Source organism: Nocardia sp. NPDC047648, from assembly GCF_040642815.1.
GTDB classification, from domain to species: domain Bacteria; phylum Actinomycetota; class Actinomycetes; order Mycobacteriales; family Mycobacteriaceae; genus Nocardia; species Nocardia gamkensis.
The window spans coordinates 1-20727 of the sequence record NZ_JBEYSX010000030.1 but is presented as its reverse complement, the minus strand read 5'-3'; the positions used below and the strand labels follow the sequence as shown (position 1 = coordinate 20727).

Below are 20727 nucleotides of genomic sequence, written 5' to 3'. Positions count from 1 at the left end.
CACCCCCGTGGTTGACAGCGATCGACTCCCGGGGCGACCGACATGACTCCGCCCTGGTCTCGGAACCCCGAATGTCCCCGGCGCTGGGCGCATTCCACTCGACAACTGCGCCGCTGATTCTGGGGAGTCCGCAATGCCAGACCACGTGCTACCGCAGCGGCCTGTGCTCGTGGGGCCGCTGCGCCCGGTGTCGTGCGATGTGCCGCCCGAACTGCTGGGGCGGTTGCTCGACACGTTCGGCGATTGGGAGGCCGAGGACATCGAAGGAGAATTCGATGGCACTTGAGCAACCGTGGGCGCTGCTGTTGCCCCTCGCGCCGTCGCTCCTGGTCCTGGCGTGCACCACCATCCGCCGCCCTGTCGGTGGCGGCCGCAATCGTCCACCCGCGTCGCGTGATCCGCTCCGCGGCGCGGGTCGGGCACCACAACCACGTCACACCGGCTGGCGTCGGTTCGTCTACGAAGGCGACCAGCTCGATGTCCATCGAGGGCGAGGGGAGTAGATGCTGAAGCAGAAGCCGACCGCGCTGATCTTCATCAACGGGACCAACAGCCCCTCGCCTTCAACTGACCTGGATCAGACGCTCGCTCTGGCCGACGAATTGCAGGTGCATGTGCTGCGCTGCTACGTCGTCGGGCCGATGCGGCCGACGGCCTTCCAGGATCTGATGAACGACGTTCGCGCTCATCGCGTCGCGATGGTCATCATCCCGCGAGTGGAGCCGTCCCAGGATGACTGCGCCCGGCGGCTGGACACCATCCGCGCGGAGTGCACCGTGCTGGCCGCGGACACCGGCAACGTGTACTTGAGATTCGGCTTGTCGCTGGCGACCGCGGTTTCGGCCGGCTCGCGTGAGGTGCGCGCGTGAGCGACAACGACAGTTTTGTCCTGGTCCGCACCGACATTCCGCACTCCGCTCGGATCTGGAACTACTGGACGGGCGGCAAAGACTATTACGAGATCGACAGGATCGTGGGCGACCGCTGTATCGAGATCAATCCGGACATCACCACTATGGCGGTGCAGTCGCGGCAGTTCCTCATCCGGACGGTGCGCTACCTCGCCGCCGAGCGAGGCGTTCGCCAGTTCCTCGACATCGGATGCGGTCTGCCGACGATGCTGAACACCCACGAGGTCGCTGAAGCCGTTGCGCCCGAGGCCCGCGTCATCTACGTGGACAACGACCCGCTCGTGCTCACGCATGCGCGGGCGCTGATGTACAGCACGACGGCCGAGGGTGTTGTCACCTACATCGACTCCGACTTCCGCGACCCGGAACGGATCATCGCTGAAGCCAAGAACGTTCTGAACTTCCGTGAGCCGATCGCGGTGATGTTCATGGGCGTGCTCGGCCTGGTCGAGGACTACGACGAGGTGCGGCGGATCGTCGACACGCTGATGGCGGCGGCGCCGTCGGGCAGCTTCCTGTTGATGTGGCACGGCACCGACGACAGCCGTCGGTATGTCGACATGTGCCACGCCTACGCCAGCCACGGCGGCGTGCCGTTCATTCCGCGCCTCCGCAGCCAGGTCGAAGCGGTCTTCGACAGCCTGGAGATGGTGGAGCCCGGTTTCGTTTCCATCACCCAGTGGCACGCGCCCGAGGCCGAGGTCGGCGAGGCCCGGCCGGTCTCGGCCTGCGGCGCGGTTGCCCGCAAACCCTGAATCCCCTTCGTCGAAAGGCTATGGCAAAACGATCATGCGCGGCGTCTACGTCTTCCCGCCTCCCGAGGCGACTCCGGATCAACCGTTGCCGGACGCGGGACCGTTCCTACGAGCGTTCTCCGGCACCGAGGAGCCCAGCACCGCGATGCAGCGCGCCGCCGTGCAACTCATCGGCTTGTGGCGGGAGGTCTTCGACGACGGGCGGCAGGTCCGTGACGAAGTGCATGAGCTGTTGGCGCTGATGACGTTCGGAATCGACCGCGAGACCGCGGCCCACGTCCGCGCGATCACGCCCGCGGCCGACGCGCCGGAGAATCCCTCGTCCTACGGGCAGATGGTCTCCTGGCTGGCGTGGAAGTACCTCCTGCTCGCGCTGCGTCAGGACCAGCCTGAACAGCGAGCGAGAGACGACGCCGAGTGCGTGAACCATATCGAGGCTTTCGACCAACTGGTTGCTGACGTCCGGGCCGGACGAGTGCGGTTGCCGCAGCAGGCAACGGACGTGTGGCCGCCGAAAACAATCCGGCCATGAGGGTGTTGCAGCGTCCGCGACCTCATTTCCAGCCCCCCGACTTGCTCTCACGCTTCCCGAATATCGAACAAATCAGCACGAACAGGAGTTAGACCATGCACACGGTGATTACGGGGGGTGCCGGTTTGATCGGCAGCCATCTTGCACTCACGCTGCTCGAGCAGGGGCACCAGGTGACCGTGATCGACAACTTCTCCACCGGCCGCCGGGAGAATCTGGCGGCTGCTGAAGACAACCCCGCTCTGTGGGTGCGCCACGGGGACGTGACCCATCCCAGCGCGTTCACAGGGTTGTCGGATGTGACCGCGATCGTGCACTTGGCGTGCCCCGCCGCGCCCGCGATGTACCAGCAGATGCCCGTCCAGACGTTGCGCGCGGGCTCGGCGGGCACGATGAACGCGCTCGATGCCGCCGCGACCTACGGGGCGCGGATCGTGGTCGCGTCCAGCAGCGACGTGTACGGCGACACCCGCGAACACCCGCAGGCCGAGACGTGCCGTGGTGCGATCGACCCGCTCGGGCCGCGCAGCGCCTACGAGGTGACCAAGATGTTCACCGAGACCGCCGCGATCACCTACCACCGCAAGGGCGTGCAGGCCGGAGTGATCCGGCCGTTCAACGTCTACGGACCGCACATGTGGCCGGGCGACAGTCGAGTTGTTCCGGCGTTCTGCGCCGCCGCGCTCAAGGGGGAGACGCTGTTCCTGCACGGTGGGCAGCAGACCCGCAGCCTGCTGTACGTCACCGACGCGGTGGCGGCGATCTGCGCGATGCTCGCGTGTGACGCGTTCGGTCCGGTCAACGTCGGCGCGACCGAAGAAGTGAGCATCCAGGAGCTGGCCGAATTGGTCGTCGAGATCGTGGGCGCCGGTGAGGTCGAGGTCATCGAAGGCCGCCAGCAGGATGCCCCGTCACGCTGTCCGGACATGCATCGCGCGCAGGAGCTGCTGGGATGGCAGGCCAAGGTGACGCTAACCGAGGGCATCACCCGCACAGTGGAGTGGATGCGTGCCCACTGCGCCCCCACCACCGCCAGGGCGACGGCATGACCGCCCAGGTGACCTTCCAGGTGCCGACGAACTGGAAGACCATCGTGGGCGGCGATTTGGCGGAGCTGACGTGCACCGCCGACACGCTCGGGGACGCGTTGCGCTGGTTCGCCAAGCAGTACCCGACGCTGGCGAACCGCATCCTCACCGACACCGGGCAGATCCCCCGGTACGCGACCATCGCCCTGGACGGTGAGCGCATCAGCAGCAGCGACCGCCTCGACCTGCCGCTGCCGGGGACCAACCATGAGGTGGCCCTCCTGTCGGCGTTCATGGGCGGGTGAACGAATGATCAACATGGTGTGGATTCCGGGCGGGGCGACCGTGATTGGCTCCCCGGAACACCATCTCGCGAGCCTCAGCGGCGAGCAGCATTACGACCGGGCCTGGTTCGAGGACGAGGCACCGCAACGCGTCGTGCAGGTTCCGGGGTTCTGGCTGGACCGCACACCCGTCACCAACCTCGAGTTCGCCGAGTTCGTCGACGCCACCGGGTGGATGACGTATGCCGAGCAGGCCGGTGGCCTGGTGTACGGCCCGGACTACTGGCGGCAGATGCCGGGGATCTGCTGGCGGCATCCGCATCCGGACATCGACGCCGTCGCCGACCGCCCGAATCACCCGGTGGTGCACGTCGACCACGACGACGCCAGCGCCTACGCCCGCTGGGCCAAGAAGCGGCTGCCCACGGAAATCGAATGGGAATACGCAGCGCACGGCCCGCACTGGCGGGCCTGGCCGTGGGGATCGACATGGCGGCCGGAGATGGCGAACACCGCGGAGCTGTGGGCCGGGACCGAGCTGCGCAACCTTGCCGACTGGAAATCGTGGTACGAGGTGTATTGGCGCGAGAACGGGCCCGCGCCCGGCACCGTGCCGGTCGGTGCGTTGTTCGAGTCGGCGTCACCATTCGGGGTGCTGGATATGGCCGGCCAGGTGACCGAGTGGACGTCGTCGCTGTACGGCCCCTACGGCGGCGCGGCGTTGGACGCCGGGTTCGCGGCCGCGGCGGGCCTGGGCTTCCGGTCCGCGCGGGGCGGGTCGTGGAAGATGATGCGCTGGCAGACAAGAACGTCCGAGCGGATCTGCGGGGTGCCCGACTATTCCGCGTTCGATCTCGGGTTTCGCTGCGCCGCGGACCGTCCCGCCCCGCAGTCCATCACATCCGACAATCACGAGGAGCGGCCACATGGCTGAGGAACCGACCGTCACTGCCGAGGGCTCGAACATCATCATCCGCAACAGCAGCGGCGAGGTTCTGCTGTTCCTGCGCGACGAGAAGCCCGGCATCCCGTGCCCGGGGATGTGGGCGTTGCTCGGCGGCTACCGCGAGGACGGAGAGACCGAGAAGGAAGGCGTCATCCGCGAGATCAAGGAAGAGATCGGGGTGGTGCTCGACCCGGAGAAGGTCACCCACCACTGCACGCGGCTGCGGCCCTGGGGGCTGCTGGAGCACACCTTCGCCACCGAACTCGATCTCGACATCGACGACGTGGTCCTCACCGAGGGCCAGATGTTGAAGTGGTTCACCCGGTCCGAGATCGAGGCAACGGTGCTCGGTTTCGAGGAGAACGAGATGATGGCCGAGTACTTCGCCCAGCTCGAGGGCCAGCAACACTCGAACTGAGTGTCGCAGAGCGTGGTGTCGGGCGCTGCACATACGGACAGCAACGGATGGGCGGCGGCTGGAAAGCACTGACCTAACCAGCCCCACACAGGCCCAGCCCCACACCCAGCGGGGCTGGGCCTCTTCCACGTTGAGCGCCACGAGACAACCCGGCCGACCAGCCCCCACCCAGGAACGGTCGGCCGGGTTTCTCGTATCGGCCACCACCGTCGGCAGCCGAGCCGCGCCAATCACCGGATCGGGGAAGGCACTGGCCGCGCTGAGAGCGTAGCCGCGCACCCGCGAAATCCGCATATACGCCCGACAACCCCGCGCGCACCCGACCCCCATTCCCAGTGAATGCCCGCGAGCGCACCGGCGGTTGTGGGCGCGGGGCCCTGGTCGGTGGCTGACCCCGGCGTATCGGCTTCTGGCCGCTCGGCCGCGGTGAGTCATGCGACTCAGCAAGGAAGGGAACCTGCTGATTTCAACTCCGGAGCAGCTGGTGCTCGCGAAGAAGGTTCTCGCGCACGTGAAGGAGCATCCCGAGCAGCACAATCACTCGCTGTGGTGGGGGCAGAACGATTGCGGCCCGGCATGGGCTGCTGCGGTTGGACCAGGAGGTCGAGCCGTACGACATGCGGATGGGCATGCCCGGCGCGGTGGACGCCGCCCACGTGGCCGGGCAGCTGGACGCTGAATACCCGGCGCTGCGATGCGTCGCCGCGCTGCTGCCGATCGTGTACATGGGCGTGCTGCGGGCGGCGGTGGAGCTGCTCGACCGCCCGCTGTCGCTGCTGGATGTGTTCGAGGGCTGCACGATCGGCTACCAGCGGCAGCGCACGTCCACGCTGGCAGGCGGTCGCTGATTTCGACGAAGGAAGGAACATCCCATGTCTATGGATGATGGAGGGGAATACTCGCTGGATGCAGCGATCGAGGGTGCCGACCTGATGATCGCTGCCGCGGAGAGCTGGGACAAGCTGGCCGCCAAACGCACCGCGTCCGTCGAGGAGTTGCGGGAGGCGGGCTCAGCGTGCGCACTGCTGCTGGAGCATTACGGGAAGCTGCTAAAGGACGCCGCCGATTAGGACTTGCCCGCGTGCATTCTGGGCCCGAGGCAGGTACTAGCTGCTTCGGACCCGAGCCCCGGCATCGCTGTGTCGGAGTATGAGAACGCGAGTTCTGGTTCGCGGACTACGCGCAGCAGGCGCTGGGTCTGTCCGATCAGGAGAGAGGCGTCGGGATCGCGGGGACACCGATTGACCACCCATCCCACCACCTGCGCAGCGACCCTTGCTGCCGCTGTCACCGACTACTACGAAGCCGCCGAAGGCTTCTTCTCCAACGACGAAGAACACAACGCGGGAATCGAACTGGCGCGGTGCGCCGAATGGCTGCTTGACACCCGCGCTGTCCGCTTCGCAGACCACTTCGCCCGCACCGGGCTGCGTGTCCGCGCTTTCGCCCTGCAAACCCGCGCAGCCGCTGCCGCTGTAGCGCGCCGGCCGCGGCGAGCCACCACCATCACCTCCAGGAGCCTGCTCTAATCACCGTCGACCCCGACACCGGCCTGCCCTCCGGCTGGAGTGTCCGCATCGCACCGGCATGTGACATGCACACCGTGACCTTGATCGACGCCGACCGCATCAACCGTCAATGGGCCGTGCGCCGCGGCGTGAACAGTCAACGTGGCGGCGACGAGATCACGGTGCGCCGCCTCGCCGACATCACCGACCCCGCCTTCGGTGAATGCGCCCGCGAGCTGGTCACCCGCCACCGCGACCAACTCATCACCGCGGCAGCGACTTTCGATGCCTTCTGCCGCACCGTCGGCGACATCGATCACCTCACCCGGCACCTGGACACAACCATTCGCGGGGTCAGCACCCACCTCCATGTCGACCACACCACCCTCAGCGTCGTCGCCACGCTCACCACCACCGCACAGGCGACCGGTGCGGTGTGCAGCCTCATCACGGCATGGCTCACCGACACCGGCCGCGCCGCTCAGCTGCCCAACGGCGTCACGGTGGACCTCGACTCGGACGATCTCGCGTTGACGGCGACCTTCGACCAGGCCCGCGCCGAGGCGTTCTTCACCTGGTACAGCACAACCCGGGAAACCGCGGGCACCGCGGCGCGAAAGCAACGAGCCCGATAGTGTCGAACACCCGTCCTGCGTCAGCGACAGAACACGGTGCCGAAAGACAGCCGCGATCATCAGCTTCCGAGGTAGCTGAGCCTGTCAGAACTCCATACGCAACTGCTCCACCGCGCCCGCAGCCCCAGCTCGGCCACCCGCGGGCCTACGACGCTGCGGGCCGGCGGGAACACTCGCCGCGCGCAGGGCCCGAACCTTGTCACGATCCGGCTTTGAGCGGCCCATCAGATAGGCGACCTCAGCCAGTTCCCGACCTTCGAGCAGAAGATCCTGCTCGAAGGTGTTGCGCAGCACCCCCGGAGACAAGGCCGAAGCCAAGCCCGCTGCCGCACCGATCTCGGCCACGATCTCCCCGACCCGTCGTGGTGAAAGCCTCCTACCGCTATGGCCGAGGAAGAACGCTGTGCCTTTCCTGCGGCCAACATCTTTCGCCGGGCAGCCGCCCATGTCAGCTGAACCCGGCGCGTCCCCGCATCCAATGCAATAACCCGATCCGTGTCACCCGGGCCGGGCGCACGCACCCAACCGGAAACAGCGTCGAGGTGAATGTCGTCTTCATCGAGGTTGGCCAGCTCTTCGCGTCGCAGACCGGTCTTCAATAGCAGCACGAACACCGCGTAGTCGCGCGGTGACCGGGTGGCCGCCTCATCCAGACACCGGCTGCGCTGCCAAGCAGTCAACGTCGCTGGCACACCCCGGATCACGCTTACCGCCGCCACCTGCGGTTTCCCCAACCCCCCGCCAGGTGTAATAGGAATCCAGCGCCGCCAGCGACACATTATGCGTGGAGCTGGCCAAACCCCGCTCGACATCGAGGTGAGTAAGATACGCCGCCACGGCGCGGTCGCGGCCGGTCTGCGAACTCAGCGCATCGAGATTCTCCGCACCCGCCGCCTTCAGCCACCCCAGATACGCCCCCGCCCGCTCCAGGTATGTTGTCTGCGACGCCGACGCCAACATACTCGCCGCAAGCCAGCGACGAAACAACTCCTTCTCCTCCGCCCAGCCACCATCACTGCCGGGCTGCTCACCGAACACACCACCGTCACGAAAATCAGCCGCAGCGACCCCACCAGTCACCAGCCATCACCTCCTCGCCGTCTTTGCCAAGGATCGCAGGGCCCACCGACAAAATCAGCATCCATTAGTGGCGAAAATCGTTTCTAGCGCCGCTACTAATTGATGCGAATTACTCGGCGCGGAAACATTGTTTCGAACGAAGATCCCAGCGCGACGACCAGAGAGCGACCCAGCGAACTCACCCGTCATGGCGTCGGCGAGTCACTGCTCGCGCGACACGAATGCGGCTGGTCGGTTGCCGGCCACGGTAGGAGTGCCTGCGCGCGTAGCCTCGTACCCGCGCGCGCCGCACATGCCGCGAGCCCGCTTGGGAGGACGAAATCGCTGTGGGTAACCCTTTCCCGCCACTGGATGAAACCGCCGCTTACGACAGCGCCGTACGCTATCTGACCTGGCTCGCCGCCGCGGCGAGCCAACGGGCCGACGACGACCCCCGATGGGGCGAGGCTCGGGACAATCTGGTTCGCCGTCGGGCCGCGTTGCGTCCACAGGACCACGACCACATTCGAGCTGTGCTGGACATCGACGCCGCCGACCTGGCCGCGCAGCTGGCGTCCCCGCAATGACCTTGCCGGGGCCCGCGCCGCCGCGACTACCCGAGCACGACCATGCCCGCATCTTCACCACCCAGATCATCCCGGTACTGCTGGCCGAAGCTTTCCCGGACCCCCAGCCACGCGCGGTGGTGCTCACCAGCCATCCCGGCAGCCCCTCCGCCGCGCTTGCCCGCACAATCGCCGACACCTTCTCGGCGCGCAGCACGGCGAGCATCTTCGGTATCGAAGACCTGCTTCTGTTTCACCCGCACCACCAGCACGGCCGACACCCCGTCGATCCCGTCGTCGCCGAACAGGCACATCAGTGGCTGATCGCGGCCACCGAACACCTGGCGAACATCGGCGCCAGCTTCATCATCGACAACACCCTCGCCAGCCGAACAGTTGCCGCTGACGTCATCACCGCACTCCCCGGCGCCTACCGCATCGAATGTGCCTTCACGGCCCACTCACTCGACGAAAGCCTCCTCGGCGCACTCGAAACAGCCCAGATCGACTACGACTGCCTGGGAACCGCCGACTACCCCGGTAACAATCACCTGTTCGAGCACGCGCACAGCCTGCTCGACGTCGCGGAGTGGGCAGACACCGCTGAGCGTGTATCGGCTGTGTCGATCTACCACGGCCGTGGCAGCGAACCGTATCTGCGCAGTATCCGCACTCCCAGCGGGTGGCGCACCACCATCTCCCCCGACGACACCCCCCACCCCCACAACCCGCCGCTGGAAGTCAGCGGCACCTCCACCCGCCAAGCCATCGAAACCCTACGCGAGCGGCCTCTGTCATTTCCCGAGAGCCGCGACTGGCTTCGGCTGCACGCCAGCCTGCGCGCACGCGCGTACCCGCGCCTGCGGGCCTCACTCGAGCATGCCCGCGAACTCGTCCGACCACGGCTGTGGCCGACCGCCGAGCGACCACGCTCACAGCTCTCGGCAGTGACTTTCGACCGCTTCCAGGTAGTCACCATCGCCGATCTCGACACCATTGCCACGATGCTGCAGAACTTCCCCCGCCTCACGATCGGCATCTTGAACCTGCGTCCACCGCTGCCACCACCACAGCTGCCCGCGGATCTCGTTCTAGCGCATCGCCAACTCGATCGGCTCAGCGCCGAGCAACACAACCCGCTCAGCAGCCAGCAGCGCAGGACGATGTGGACCGCGGCGCTGACCGCCGCGGGACTGGATGACCGGGTGAGCGTCGAAGAGATCACCGACCTCAGCGAGATCAACGCCCGCTTCCCCATCGAGCAGTTCCAGCTCGTCTTCGCCGCCGAGCGGACCGACGACGCACTCGACGCGACCGCGGCCCGGTTGTTCGCCGCGACGCTAGGGCGAAACGCGACGATCGTCGATGCGCCGATGCGCTACCACCAGCCCGACCTTGCTGGCATGCGGCGTGCGGGCACCGAGACGTGGCGACGTTACATCCCGCGCGGAGCGTTGGAAGCGTTCCTCGCCGTCGACGGCCCCGACCGAGTCCTCGCCGACCCCACGTCGATGACCACGCAGCGGATCCTGCATCAAGGACCCCGCCCTGACGCGGCCACCGACAGGATCACCGCACAACTCGATGCCGCGGTCGAGGACCTGCGTGCCGAGATCGCCGCCCTCCCCCGCCGCGACCACGGCCTGGATCCCCAGCCCGCACCAGCCGACCAGCACCCCGGACACAGCATCGCGGTCGCGGTCGCAGACCTCCTCTCGATCGACAGCCGCTATGCCAGTGAGACGTTCCTGCACCCGGCGCAGCCGCCCGATCGACCCGGACCGGATATCGGGCCATCCCCATGATCGTCGAGGGCCGCCGATGAATTCCCGGAGCACCCCAGCGGTGGACTACCCGCGTCGGTGGCGCACCTCAGGACCGAACGACCCGGCCGGACGAGGCAGTCATGAGCATCGAGGAACCCTACGATCACGACGCGCTGTGGCAGGCATACCTGTGGCCATCCGACACCGGCGAGATGATGCTGCGCAACCGCTACGGACTGCACAACGCAGCCGAACTCGCCCGCCGCGAGCACCGCGAAACCGCCAAACGAGAACTCGAAATCCGCAGCGGAAAGGTCGACATCCCCATCACCGGCGATCTCACGGAGTGGCGCGCGATCCATGCCCACCTGTTCGGCAACGTCTACGACTGGGCAGGCCAGCTACGCACGGTCGGTATGAGCAAAAGCGGCCGCGACTTCCTGCACCCGCTGCATTTCGACAGCTTCCTACCCACCGCCCTGGCCGACCTACGCGCCGTGCCCTGGGCGCAACTGGACCGCTTCCGGTTCGTCGAGTACATCTCCTACAACTACATGCGGTTGAACTGGGCGCATCCCTTCCGAGAAGGCAACGGCCGAGCACTCGGCATCTTCCTCGATCGCCAGATCGCCGATGCCGGGTACGCACTCGACTACACCCGCCTCGGCGCCGACCCCAGCGAATGGAACCACGCGGCCTGGTCAGCATGCCCAGAGAAATACGCGGCACCCACCAACTACCGCCCGCTGCTGCGGATCTTCTCCAGAATCACCGTCGCGCGCTCCGCGACCAGTACACCCACCCTCGACCCCACAGACCCCCACCACCTCGAGACCATCCTCGCCACCATCCGCCACACCGCCCAAGGCCACGAAACCGGGGACGCCATCGCCACCGCGGGCCTGACCGGCAGCGACATCGCGGCCGCAACACCCCCGCCCGCCAACCCGGCAGCGCAGCAGGTCACCAGCGACGAACCGCACCCACCGACCCCCAGTCCCGAACTCTGACACAGGAACTCTATATGGAATCCACCGGCACCATCACCTTCGCTTCGCGCGCGTTCGACGCCCTGCGCGCAGCCATCAACGAGCACACCGACTCCGAGGACACCAGCATCACGGTGGACGAGGACACGCGGTACGAGAGCAAATCGCTGATGTCCGACGAGGACCTCGCACACCATCTGGTCCGAGTGGCCACCGCATCACCACGAACCACCGTTCCCCCCGGCGCCACCGCGGTCGCCTACACCGGCGTAGACGTCGCCGGCACCGGCGAGCGGACCGTCATCGCCCTCGCCATCCCACACAACAGCCACGCCACCGACGACAACCCTGAATGGACCGCACTGCTGCAGATCCTCGAAAAGCATGACGCCACCGGCGCATTCGCTCACCGTGACGGCGAGCATCGATGGCTGACCGAGTTCGGTGACCGCGCCGTCCACGACGCGACCACCCAAACCATGGCGGCGCAGATCCTGCGCGCCGAGACCGCCGAGCCTCGGCTCACCGCTGCCCGCGGCGACGTCCCAGCTGCATGTCAGGGGGCATCGGTAGCGTCCAGTGCTGTGGACACTGGGCAACACATCCAACAGCTCGCACAGCGTGTCGTGGCATTGCGCGAGGCCTACTACCAAGGCGAGCCGCTGGTCGCCGACGCCGACTACGACGCCCTCGAGGACGAGCTGCGGGGCCTGATCGAGGCGCATCCGGACCTCACACCCGACCCGAACCCCCTCGATCGGGTCGGCGCGCCCGCAACGCTGCACGCCCCGGTGCGGCACTCCCGTCCCATGCTGTCACTCGAGAAGGCGACCACATTCGAGCAGGTCGCCGCCTTTTTCCATCGGTTTCCCGGCCAGCCGGTGGTGGTCATGCCGAAACTCGACGGCCTGTCGCTGGCCTTGGTCTACCAGGAAGGACGGCTGGCACGGGCGGTGACCCGCGGTGACGGCACCACCGGCGACGACGTCACCGTGCTGGTCCGCGCGCTGGTCGACGCTGTGCCCGAACGGATCGATGTTCCGGGGCGGGTGGAGGTGCGTGGCGAGGCGGTGATGCTGCGTTCGACCTTCCTTGCCTACAACAATGCCCACCCGACCAAGCCGCTGATCAATCCTCGCAACGCCGCCGCGGGCACATTGCGCGCGAAGGACCCGGCCACCGTCGCCGAACGCCGCCTGCAGTTCTTCGGCTTCGATCTGGACACCCCGGCCGACAGCGCCGCAGAAGACCTGCAAGAGGGCTTGGCGGCCCTGGGGATCACGGCCGCGGACATGCGCCACTGCGCCGACGCCGAACAGGCACAGGTCGCGATCACAGCGATCGAGCGCACCCGCAACGACTTGGACTACGACCTCGACGGCGCGGTCTTGCGGCTGGCCGACCGCGACGCCTACGCCGCCGCTGGAACGCGGTCGAACTCCCCGCGGGGAGCCCTGGCGTTCAAGTTCGCCGCGGAGGAGAAGACCACGGTGCTGGTCGAGGTGGTCTGGGACGTCGGTAAGACGGGCAAGATCGTTCCGGTCGCATTGCTGGAGCCGGTGTTCGTGGGCGGGACGACGGTCACGAAGGCCACGCTGGCCAACCAAGAGGTGATCCGCGCCCGCGACATCAAAATCGGTGACACCGTGCTGGTGCGCCGCGCGGGCGACGTGATCCCTTTCGTGGCAGGCGTGCTCGACGCCTCCCAGCGCACCGGTGAAGAACGCGAGATCGTGCCGCCTACCACCTGCCCCTCCTGCCAGCAGCCGGTGACCGAACAGGGCAACAGCCGAGAACTGTTCTGCAGCAATGTTTCCTGCCCCGCGCAGACAGTGCGCAGGTTGATCCACTGGGCGTCGCGGGCGGCGGCCGACATCGACGCTATCGGGCCGGTGTGGATCGAACGCCTCGCCGAGGCCGGCCTACTGGAGAGCCCTGCGGACTTCTACACCCTGACGAAGGAGCGCCTGCTCGAGTTCGATCGTATCGGCGAGGTCTCCGCCGCGCGCATGATCGACTCGATCGACGCCAGCCGCCAGGTCGGTATGCGTCGCGCGCTGATCGGCCTGGCGATCCCGATGGCTTCCGAGGGCACCGCCGCACGCTTGGCCCGCGCGGGATTCCGCTCCCTCGAGGAGGTCGCCGACGCTGGTGAGGAACGGCTCGTGGCGGTGGAGGACATCGGGCCGAAGGTCGCCGCATCCCTGGTCGCTCATCTGACCCGCCTGCGTCCGGAACTGCAGCGACTGCGAGCCGCGGGCGTCAGCTTGGACGTGCGCGAGGAAGACCTCCCCCCGGTCGTCGCCGCCGACGCCCCCTTGGCAGGCAAAACGGTGGTGATCACCGGGGCGATCAGCGACCCGCGCTCGGGTGAGAAGGTCGCCCGCCCGACATTCCAACGCTTGTGTGAGAAGGCGGGCGCGACGGCAGCGTCGTCGGTCTCGGCGAACACCGACCTGCTCATCACCGGTGCGGGTGTCGGTCAGAGCAAGCTGACCAGGGCGCAGAACCTCGGTGTGGAGATCGTCGACCAGGTCGAGATCTGGAAGGTGCTGATCACCGCCAAGGTCGTCTGAGTCGGGCAGGTTCCGGCCGAGGTTCACCGGCCGGAACTGCGCTCACCTGATAGCGGCGCACATCAGCTACCCCGACCACTCACATGCGACTGCCTGAACCGAAGAGGTCAGAGCCAATGAGTCTGGTTCCGGCCAGGGAATCGATCACCAGGTCGCAGCGCCAGAATTGCCCGAGTAGCGGCGGGCGGCCCAAGAAGCTCTCAAGTCCCTTGGCATAGCTGACTATTCGTCATTCCTCGACGCCATCGGAGCCCAGCGTGACTGCACGCGGGAAGCCGCCTACAGTGGCTCCGGATAACGCGGCGATCAGACCGTCAGGAGCGAAGCCAAATCCCAACCAGGACCTGCCACCGAGCCTTAGGGCTGTCGCCTGTGTCTCTTTCTCCTAGGTCCATAGGGCAGCGGCGGAGCAAAAGCTGCTCACCCGCGCATCCCGTGCCACTTGCCGCACACGAGGGTCGTGCTCTCCGTTCGATTGCTGACCTGTCACCGGGTGAGCGCCCCGATCAGTCTCGCTGATCGGCTGATTGTGTCGGGCTCTCAAGTCATACTGGCGGTCATGGGGTATGAAGCCGTGCGAGGGCATTCGCGCAGGGGGCGGGTAGGCGGCAGTTATGTGAGGGGGTCGGTCCGCTTCACCGATCGAGGCGCACCGCAGCGGCCGGGGCGCTACCGGTCCCCGTACTACCACGGCTACCGCAGTGCCTCGCCCACCCCGATCTGGTGGGGCCTCGCGGCGCTCTTCGGCGTCCCAGCCCTCGTGCTGGTCGTGCTCACCCTCACCCACATGGGATCTCCCGGCAGGCCGGCCGACACCACCGTGGTGGTGCCCTCGACTCTCGCGCCGGCGCAGCCACCTGCCCCGCCGAAGTCGTGCTTCCCGTTCAACTGCTGACCGCGAGGTAAGCGGAGGTCAATCCGTTGTGATGCTGGGAGCATGGCATGAGCGCGCGGGCGGTGTCGGTCCGTCATGCCACCCTTCGCTGACAGGGCCGTGCCTGGCCGGATGAGAACATATGACCGTCCACGACCAACTACCGTGAGGCTGGTCGCACATTGCCGCCGCCGCTGTGGCGGGTGGCTGCCCGTTTCGCCTTAGGTGACCGGCCGGATCAGCACCAGCGATGTCACCTCCAGCCTCGGATCACTGTGGCGGGCGACGACCTCGAAGCCGTTGCGGCGGTACAGCGCGATGGCGGCGGTGTTGCTGTCGCGCACGTGCAGACCCAGCCAGTCGACACCGGCGTCCTCGCCGGCCCACCGATACAGCTCGGCGCACAGCGCATCGGCCACGCCTCGGCCGCGGTGGCACGCTTCCACGTACATCCCCCACACCATCGCCCATCGATCGCCCTCGGTAACGGGTGGATCCGGCAGATCGAACTCGTCGCTATCGCGCTCGGAGTCCACGAAGGCACCCGCCATCGCCACCCATTGCCCCCGGGTCTGGTCTTCCGCGACCGCCAGCACCTGGCGACCGTTGCGGCTGTAGCGGCCGATCCGCGCTTCCCATGCCCCGGCATCCAGCCTCGCCGCCTCATCGACGGTCTCGAGGAATGCGTGCCCGGCCTCGCGCAGTGCCCGCATCCGCAACACCCGCAACCTCGGCCCATCACCTGCACGCGCTCGCCGCACTATCCACATCGGCGGGACTCATGCTTGCCCGGCGCCGCCGCGGGCGCGTTCGAGCTTTGAGCGGCACAGACCTCGACCCGTCTCTCCCGCGAAACAACAGCACCTTCAAGCGCTTTCGGCATCAGACCATCATCAACACCAGCTGCGGGTTAGTGCCACCGATTTCCCCGCTGCTCCTCACTCGCAAACGTAGTTGTCTGCCGAACGTCGCGCTTGGAACCGGTGAGCTTCGGCGCGCGGTGGCCAACGAGGTGGGGTGTGTGGCAGATCCGTCTAGTTCCGGGTTCACGACTCAGTTCCGGGAGGCTCGGCCGATCAGAAATCTGTAAGACAGCGGGCTCGGCGACAGCGAACATTGCAAGCTCCAATACTGTGCATCGGCCACTCACGATGCCGATCTGACCGGGAATCTGCGACGCTGGTCATCGCCCCGCCGCGCGGAGCCCGCCTCGGGCTGCGGTCGGGCCGCAACGACGAAGACAGGTAGGGACATGGATGCAGAGTTCGACGACCCGCGGCCCGCGATCGTGTGCTCGGACAACCAGGTTCGTGTCTGCGAAGACCGATGCACCACCTGTATCTTCCGGCCCGGAAACCTGATGATGCTGCAGCCCGGCCGCCGGTCGCAGATGCTGCGCGATGCACTCCGAAACGAAGGCCACATCCCGTGCCACTCCACCCTCGACCAGAAGCGATCCGCAATCTGCCGGGGTTTCGCCGACCTGCCTGCCGCCCAACAGCGCAGCCTCGCGCTACGCGTGGGTGCCGCGCTCGGAATCCTGACCTACGTCCCAACCGAGACCAGCCATCTACACCCACCGTGATGATCGGATGGTCTGCCGGTGCTGGATTATTCCGGACCCGTCTCACTCGCCTGACCTGCAGCGTGTCCGGTTTCATGCGTCGCAACGAGATCGCGCTTTGAGGGAATAGGGCCCGCTGTGATCATGTCGGGCGCGGCAGGTGTGGTGTCGCGTCGCAACCTCCGCCGCAGCCGCGCGACCCACGATTCGTCGCGCGGAGGAGCCGGCTGCCGGTATTCGGAGTGCCAGCCCGGCGATGGTGGCGGCGGCAGCCTGGGCACCAGTATCCGCCCAGCTTGATCCCTCACCGCGGGAGGCGCGTCACCGACCATCGTGCGGGCCCATCTCTGCGCGTCGAACAGCACCTCTGCTGGTAGTCCCGTCGCTTCCTCGAGTGCGCCCGGGTAGACGCGGTCGTAGGCGCGGTTGACCTCGACCGCCGCAGATGGCGGCAGCAACATCCACTCCGCACACAGCCGCGTCGGCGTCCAACGGGCGAACCACGCAGGCTCGGGATCTCCCTCGACCTCGAGCAGGCCGTGCTTGCGCAGCCCACCCCACAACGCGCCCCACCGGCTGAATCGGTCGACACCAGGAATGTCCGGACGATCGGTCACGTGCAAGGGCCTCGGCAACGCACTCGTGCGCACCAACGCCAGCAACGGCAACCCGAACACCCGCGCGAAATGCGCCCGATGGGTCCCATCCGCACGCAGCACGTACACCGGACCAGCGGGACCCTCCACCCGTATCAACCGCACCGGCTGCCGCAACCGCCCGATCGTGAAGTCATCGATCCACTCCTCCAGCGCCGCCGCGGTGTCCGCCACGCGTAACGTCTCGCAGAACCCGACAAGCGAACGCCGACCGGCCTCCATCCGATCGAAATCACCCCACCGCCGATCCGGCGTCGACACGATCGCCCGCGGATCCACCCAGCACAAACACTCCGAACATGCCTCCGGCTCGCGGCTGGGCTCATAGCCAACCGAACCTTTGCCATCGAAGACCGCTACCTCGCCGACCTGCGGCGCTGTCGCGTTCACCTGCTCGGTTTGCTCGCCCAGCCATGCGGCCAAGTCCGTTGGCTCCGCGGGAATCCGGTTCCGCAATTGGCCCAACCGCCCACGCAGCACCTGTCGCTCGGGGCCCACGGCAACGGCCCGGAGCCGCGTGTGCCAGTCCTCAGCGTCACGTTCGAGCTTGCCCGCGCGCACATGATCCCACTCCGCGGCCGCCACCACCGGCGACACCGCCGCATCGGCCAACTCCGAGGCCGCGACGCCGTAGCGGGCCAACAGCGCCGCCATGTCCTCCACCGTCGACGACCATCCCCGCACGACCAGAGCACCTACCTCGGCCTCGAACACTCCACGTCCATCACGCCAGATCATCCTGACTCTCTCCCCTGCAACTAGATTCGAGTCGGGCAGCCCGATCCGAGTATCGCCCCGAGTACCGACAGCGGCCAGCATGACCGAATTCGGTCCCACGACAGCGGCCAGGCTGTCGCGCGGCCGCGGCACCTACCGAGGATCCGTCAGATCAACTGGCCGTGCGGGCTGTCGACTGTGGTCGCCTTCTGCGGGTCAGGCTGGCAGCGGCCGAGGAACTGCTGATCACCTAACGCACGCCGCACCTGCGCCCCGCCTCCGGTCGAAAGTTGACACTCATGCCGAAATATCCTCCCGACCGCGAACGGTTCGCCCGAGCCGCGGCCGTTCTGGCCGACATCCACACCTCGATCCGCGCTGTCCTCGACCGTGCGCCCGACAGTCCCGCCCCGGCCGACCTGCCGATCCCCGCCACCCCTGAGGACTACGCCGAAGCCCGACACAACCTCTCCGCCAACCTGTGGACCGACAACGGCAACAGCAGGCACCCGCACTGGATCCAGTGGCGGCATCACAATCCCCAGCACGACGCCGTGTTCGAGGCGTTGTATGTGTGGGGGCAAGCTCTCACCGACGCCCTGGACTGGGCTCGCAGCAGGACAAGCCCCGCCAACGGCCTGCACAAGATCCGAGAACGCGTCCTGCGGCGGCTGGCAGGCAACGACGCCGAACTTCCGCTCCAAGGCGACGAGCAAGCGATCAAACAACTCGCCGCCGAACTCGGCGGCAGACTGACGCTGGTGCGCGCAAAGCCGTTCACCGCGATCGTCCAATACGACCCCCACCACGTCCACGAAGAGGCTGTCCACGACGCGCTGGCTCGCCACAACCTCACCCTCCAGCACGCCGCGGTCCTCGAGGCGATCACCGACGACGCGCCACCGCCCACACTCGACGAACTCCGAGACGCCCTGACACCACCCACACCGACCGCGCCCACCGCCACAACACCCGACCACGACAGCTTCACTGCCACCGACACACCGCCCGCCGTCGCCGACTGATCACCAGAGATTCCATGACACAAGACCAGCGACCCGGCGCGGACGCAGCTTCCGCTCAGCAGATGCATTTCGCTCTGCATTGCGACTCGCCGGCCACCAGACTCAGCATCGCCCGTGCGGAGGGCCGCTGCGACTGGCCGTCGTGCGGCTTCCCGGCCACCGTCACCCCCGAGCGTGTGGCCAGCGCGTTCCGCGAGCATCTGCGCCTGCATCCCGGCATCGACCACATCGTGTTCACCGCGGCCGGGCGACCCCGCAGCCGCCCCTACCTCGAGGCGCACCTGGTCGAGGGGCGCGTGCACGTCAAGGTGGCGCCGCTGCACAACACCGAACCTCGAACCCGAGCGATCGTGCATCACCTGCACGCAACAATCACCGATGCGTTCGACCGCACTCGCTCCAGCACAATCGAAGTCACCACCGACATCGGCGGATTGACACGATTGGCACAGACGGTACTTGCCCAAGCGCCCGCCGACAGCACCGACGCCAAGATAGTTCGCAGCGTTCTGCGTCTGCTGCACAGCGGTCACACCGACGGTCCCGACACCACGAATGACTGAGCATTAGCGCCGCGCAGTGCTGGGTTTGCGCAGGCGAAGCCACAAGCTGTTCGCCCCCGCCCAATGCGACATGCTCACAGTGCAGGAAGCCGACCGGCCCGGCCGCAACCTCCTCGAGGAGGTCACGCTTGGCCGTAGACCGCCGACCCTTTCAGCCGCGGCGCCGGTCGCGGGCGCGGATTTCGGGGACCTTCTTCGCGTTGGGGCGGTCGACCTTGCGGATGTCGAATCGTCCGGTGGCATTGATTAATCCGAGATCGGTGGTGTAGCCCCACCGCTCAGGCATCCACTCGGGATCGGCACGTTTGAGGGCGGCGACGACCTTGTTCAAGGTGGCCCACCCATCCTCGGCTCGGGCGGCCGCGCCGAGCGCCTCCCGCAGCAGAGTCATCAGGTGCTCGTCGCCCACCAGCTGCGCGCGAGTGCGCCGGGTCTGTGTCAATGCCATGATCCGGCGGTTGATGTCGCGGCGGTAGTCGATCTGCTCGGGATGAGCCAGCTCGTGCGCCATCAGCGCCGCGACCTTGCAGGACCTACGATCCTCGGGCTCGCGGGCGAGTTCGGCGGCGCGGGTCAGCAGGGTGTGCACCTGTTGCCACATCGACCGCATCGCGACCACCACGACATTCACCGAGGTCAACACCAGTTGCTTCGCCTCGGTCTCGGTGATCGGATCACTGAGCCGCCCGCCGTACATCGACACCGCCACCTCCGGCGGCGTCAACATGGTCACCACGTCGTGCTGCGCGGTCAGGTGCGGCAGCGACGGCGCCGCATCCAGCCACGCCAACGCGAGATCCACCCGCTGCCGCCCTCCCGGGCCAAGGAAATTCTCCCCGGGCCAGAACCGGGCGAAGTCGACCTCCAGAACCGTCTCCTCCAACAGCCGATCGGCGGCATAGGTCAGGGCAATCCCCTCATACGCGGCCAACAACGCGGTCTCGATATCAGCCGGGTCGGTCGCTTTGACCCGCTGAAAGGTCTCATGCAACACATCCAGCGCGGTCGTCCCCGCCTCCATCGGCGCTCCAGCGTCACCCATGACACCGATCATCACGCGAAACCGGCAGCGACTCACCGAACTCGGCTGTTCTATCGCAATCGCAATTCGCCTCTCGGACGTCCTCGGGACCGCTTGGTCATGACAACCGTGCCCAGCCACGCGCCGCGCGGGCTCACGCAGGCCTGGTCCAGTCCAGTTCCGATCGAGTCGATCTTCCGCGCCGGCGAAGCCCGGAAGCAACCTCATGGCGCCGGCGATGATGGCGCTAGCTGAGAATCCTCAGTCTCGATAGCTGATTGTCCCCAGGCGGTAGTTGTCCTGTTGGTGTCCGGCGCATTCGATGCTCCGGTTG

The 20727-nt window shown here is 67.0% G+C and carries 25 protein-coding genes; 20 read left to right on the top strand and 5 right to left on the bottom strand.

Annotated features, from left to right (window positions below):
* Positions 1-133: 133 nt before the first annotated feature.
* The 12 genes from ABZ803_RS34665 to ABZ803_RS34610 all read left to right on the top strand — a co-directional run bounded on the left by ABZ803_RS34665 (position 134) and on the right by ABZ803_RS34610 (position 7017).
* Positions 134-286, top strand: coding sequence for a hypothetical protein (locus ABZ803_RS34665; RefSeq protein ID WP_357046010.1), 153 nt, complete (start codon positions 134-136; stop codon positions 284-286).
* A gap of 217 nt (positions 287-503) precedes the next feature.
* Positions 504-869, top strand: a complete 366-nt coding sequence (locus ABZ803_RS34660) for a hypothetical protein (protein WP_357046008.1) — start codon at positions 504-506, stop codon at positions 867-869.
* The gene (locus ABZ803_RS34655) at positions 866-1666 is read left to right on the top strand and encodes an SAM-dependent methyltransferase (protein WP_357046006.1); all 801 of its coding nucleotides are present in this window, start codon (positions 866-868) and stop codon (positions 1664-1666) included. Before ABZ803_RS34660 ends, ABZ803_RS34655 begins: the two co-directional genes overlap by 4 nt.
* Positions 1667-1700: 34 nt before the next feature.
* Positions 1701-2198, top strand: coding sequence for a hypothetical protein (locus tag ABZ803_RS34650; protein WP_357046004.1), 498 nt, complete (start codon positions 1701-1703; stop codon positions 2196-2198).
* 104 nt (positions 2199-2302) lie between these two features.
* Positions 2303-3247, top strand: a complete 945-nt coding sequence (locus ABZ803_RS34645) for a GDP-mannose 4,6-dehydratase (RefSeq protein ID WP_357046002.1) — start codon at positions 2303-2305, stop codon at positions 3245-3247.
* Positions 3244-3531, top strand: a complete 288-nt coding sequence (locus tag ABZ803_RS34640; protein WP_357046000.1) for a hypothetical protein — start codon at positions 3244-3246, stop codon at positions 3529-3531. The genes ABZ803_RS34645 and ABZ803_RS34640 overlap by 4 nt, the downstream gene beginning before the upstream one ends.
* 4 nt (positions 3532-3535) lie before the next feature.
* On the top strand, positions 3536-4444 hold the full coding sequence (locus ABZ803_RS34635) for an SUMF1/EgtB/PvdO family nonheme iron enzyme (protein WP_357045998.1): 909 nt from the start codon (positions 3536-3538) through the stop codon (positions 4442-4444).
* Positions 4437-4874, top strand: coding sequence for an NUDIX domain-containing protein (locus ABZ803_RS34630; RefSeq protein ID WP_357045996.1), 438 nt, complete (start codon positions 4437-4439; stop codon positions 4872-4874). The genes ABZ803_RS34635 and ABZ803_RS34630 overlap by 8 nt, the downstream gene beginning before the upstream one ends.
* 590 nt (positions 4875-5464) lie before the next feature.
* A complete protein-coding gene (locus ABZ803_RS34625; RefSeq protein WP_357045994.1) occupies positions 5465-5722 on the top strand; it encodes a hypothetical protein in 258 nt (85 codons plus the stop codon).
* A 24-nt stretch (positions 5723-5746) separates the two neighbouring features.
* Positions 5747-5944, top strand: coding sequence for a hypothetical protein (locus ABZ803_RS34620; RefSeq protein WP_357045992.1), 198 nt, complete (start codon positions 5747-5749; stop codon positions 5942-5944).
* A gap of 171 nt (positions 5945-6115) precedes the next feature.
* Positions 6116-6403 (top strand): hypothetical protein, encoded by a 288-nt coding sequence (locus tag ABZ803_RS34615; RefSeq protein ID WP_357045990.1) that lies wholly within the window; start codon positions 6116-6118, stop codon positions 6401-6403.
* Positions 6404-6477: 74 nt separating this feature from the next.
* Positions 6478-7017 (top strand): hypothetical protein, encoded by a 540-nt coding sequence (locus ABZ803_RS34610; RefSeq protein WP_357045988.1) that lies wholly within the window; start codon positions 6478-6480, stop codon positions 7015-7017.
* An 84-nt stretch (positions 7018-7101) separates the two neighbouring features.
* On the opposite strand, the gene ABZ803_RS34605 is transcribed toward ABZ803_RS34610, so the two are convergent.
* Together ABZ803_RS34605 and ABZ803_RS34600 are read right to left on the bottom strand one after the other, a co-directional pair.
* A complete protein-coding gene (locus ABZ803_RS34605) occupies positions 7102-7362 on the bottom strand; it encodes a hypothetical protein (RefSeq protein WP_357045986.1) in 261 nt (86 codons plus the stop codon).
* A gap of 300 nt (positions 7363-7662) precedes the next feature.
* Positions 7663-8097, bottom strand: coding sequence for a hypothetical protein (locus ABZ803_RS34600; RefSeq protein WP_357045984.1), 435 nt, complete (start codon positions 8095-8097; stop codon positions 7663-7665).
* 326 nt (positions 8098-8423) lie between these two features.
* Between ABZ803_RS34600 and ABZ803_RS34595 the strand changes: the two genes are divergently transcribed.
* The 5 genes from ABZ803_RS34595 (at position 8424) to ABZ803_RS34575 (ending at position 14868) form a co-directional block, all read left to right on the top strand.
* On the top strand, positions 8424-8663 hold the full coding sequence (locus ABZ803_RS34595; RefSeq protein WP_357045982.1) for a hypothetical protein: 240 nt from the start codon (positions 8424-8426) through the stop codon (positions 8661-8663).
* Complete coding sequence (locus tag ABZ803_RS34590) at positions 8660-10447, top strand: zeta toxin family protein (protein WP_357045980.1); 1788 nt, start codon at positions 8660-8662, stop codon at positions 10445-10447. Before ABZ803_RS34595 ends, ABZ803_RS34590 begins: the two co-directional genes overlap by 4 nt.
* Before the next feature lie 101 nt (positions 10448-10548).
* Positions 10549-11418 (top strand): Fic family protein, encoded by an 870-nt coding sequence (locus ABZ803_RS34585; RefSeq protein ID WP_357045978.1) that lies wholly within the window; start codon positions 10549-10551, stop codon positions 11416-11418.
* Positions 11419-11432: 14 nt separating this feature from the next.
* Complete coding sequence (gene ligA / locus ABZ803_RS34580; RefSeq protein WP_357045976.1) at positions 11433-13973, top strand: NAD-dependent DNA ligase LigA; 2541 nt, start codon at positions 11433-11435, stop codon at positions 13971-13973.
* Positions 13974-14532: 559 nt separating this feature from the next.
* Positions 14533-14868: a hypothetical protein gene (locus ABZ803_RS34575; protein ID WP_357045974.1), complete on the top strand. Its 336-nt coding sequence runs from the start codon at positions 14533-14535 to the stop codon at positions 14866-14868.
* A 200-nt stretch (positions 14869-15068) separates the two neighbouring features.
* Here the strand turns inward: ABZ803_RS34575 and ABZ803_RS34570 are convergent, their stop codons facing one another.
* Entirely contained in the window at positions 15069-15560 is a 492-nt protein-coding gene (locus tag ABZ803_RS34570) for an N-acetyltransferase (protein WP_357045972.1), read from the bottom strand.
* Positions 15561-16099: 539 nt separating this feature from the next.
* On the opposite strand from ABZ803_RS34570, the gene ABZ803_RS34565 reads away from it, so the two are divergent.
* On the top strand, positions 16100-16432 hold the full coding sequence (locus ABZ803_RS34565) for a hypothetical protein (protein ID WP_357045970.1): 333 nt from the start codon (positions 16100-16102) through the stop codon (positions 16430-16432).
* A gap of 26 nt (positions 16433-16458) precedes the next feature.
* Here ABZ803_RS34565 and ABZ803_RS34560 read toward each other — a convergent pair whose 3' ends face one another.
* Positions 16459-17805 (bottom strand): hypothetical protein, encoded by a 1347-nt coding sequence (locus ABZ803_RS34560; protein WP_357045968.1) that lies wholly within the window; start codon positions 17803-17805, stop codon positions 16459-16461.
* Positions 17806-18083: 278 nt separating this feature from the next.
* Between ABZ803_RS34560 and ABZ803_RS34555 the strand changes: the two genes are divergently transcribed.
* Both ABZ803_RS34555 and ABZ803_RS34550 read left to right on the top strand, forming a co-directional pair.
* Positions 18084-18809 carry a hypothetical protein gene (locus ABZ803_RS34555; protein ID WP_357045966.1) on the top strand — a complete coding sequence of 242 codons (726 nt, stop codon included), beginning with the start codon at positions 18084-18086 and terminating at the stop codon, positions 18807-18809.
* A gap of 62 nt (positions 18810-18871) precedes the next feature.
* Positions 18872-19372, top strand: a complete 501-nt coding sequence (locus ABZ803_RS34550) for a hypothetical protein (RefSeq protein ID WP_357045964.1) — start codon at positions 18872-18874, stop codon at positions 19370-19372.
* 151 nt (positions 19373-19523) lie between these two features.
* Here the strand turns inward: ABZ803_RS34550 and ABZ803_RS34545 are convergent, their stop codons facing one another.
* The gene (locus tag ABZ803_RS34545; protein WP_357045962.1) at positions 19524-20414 is read right to left on the bottom strand and encodes an OST-HTH/LOTUS domain-containing protein; all 891 of its coding nucleotides are present in this window, start codon (positions 20412-20414) and stop codon (positions 19524-19526) included.
* Between the last annotated feature and the right edge of the window lie 313 nt (positions 20415-20727).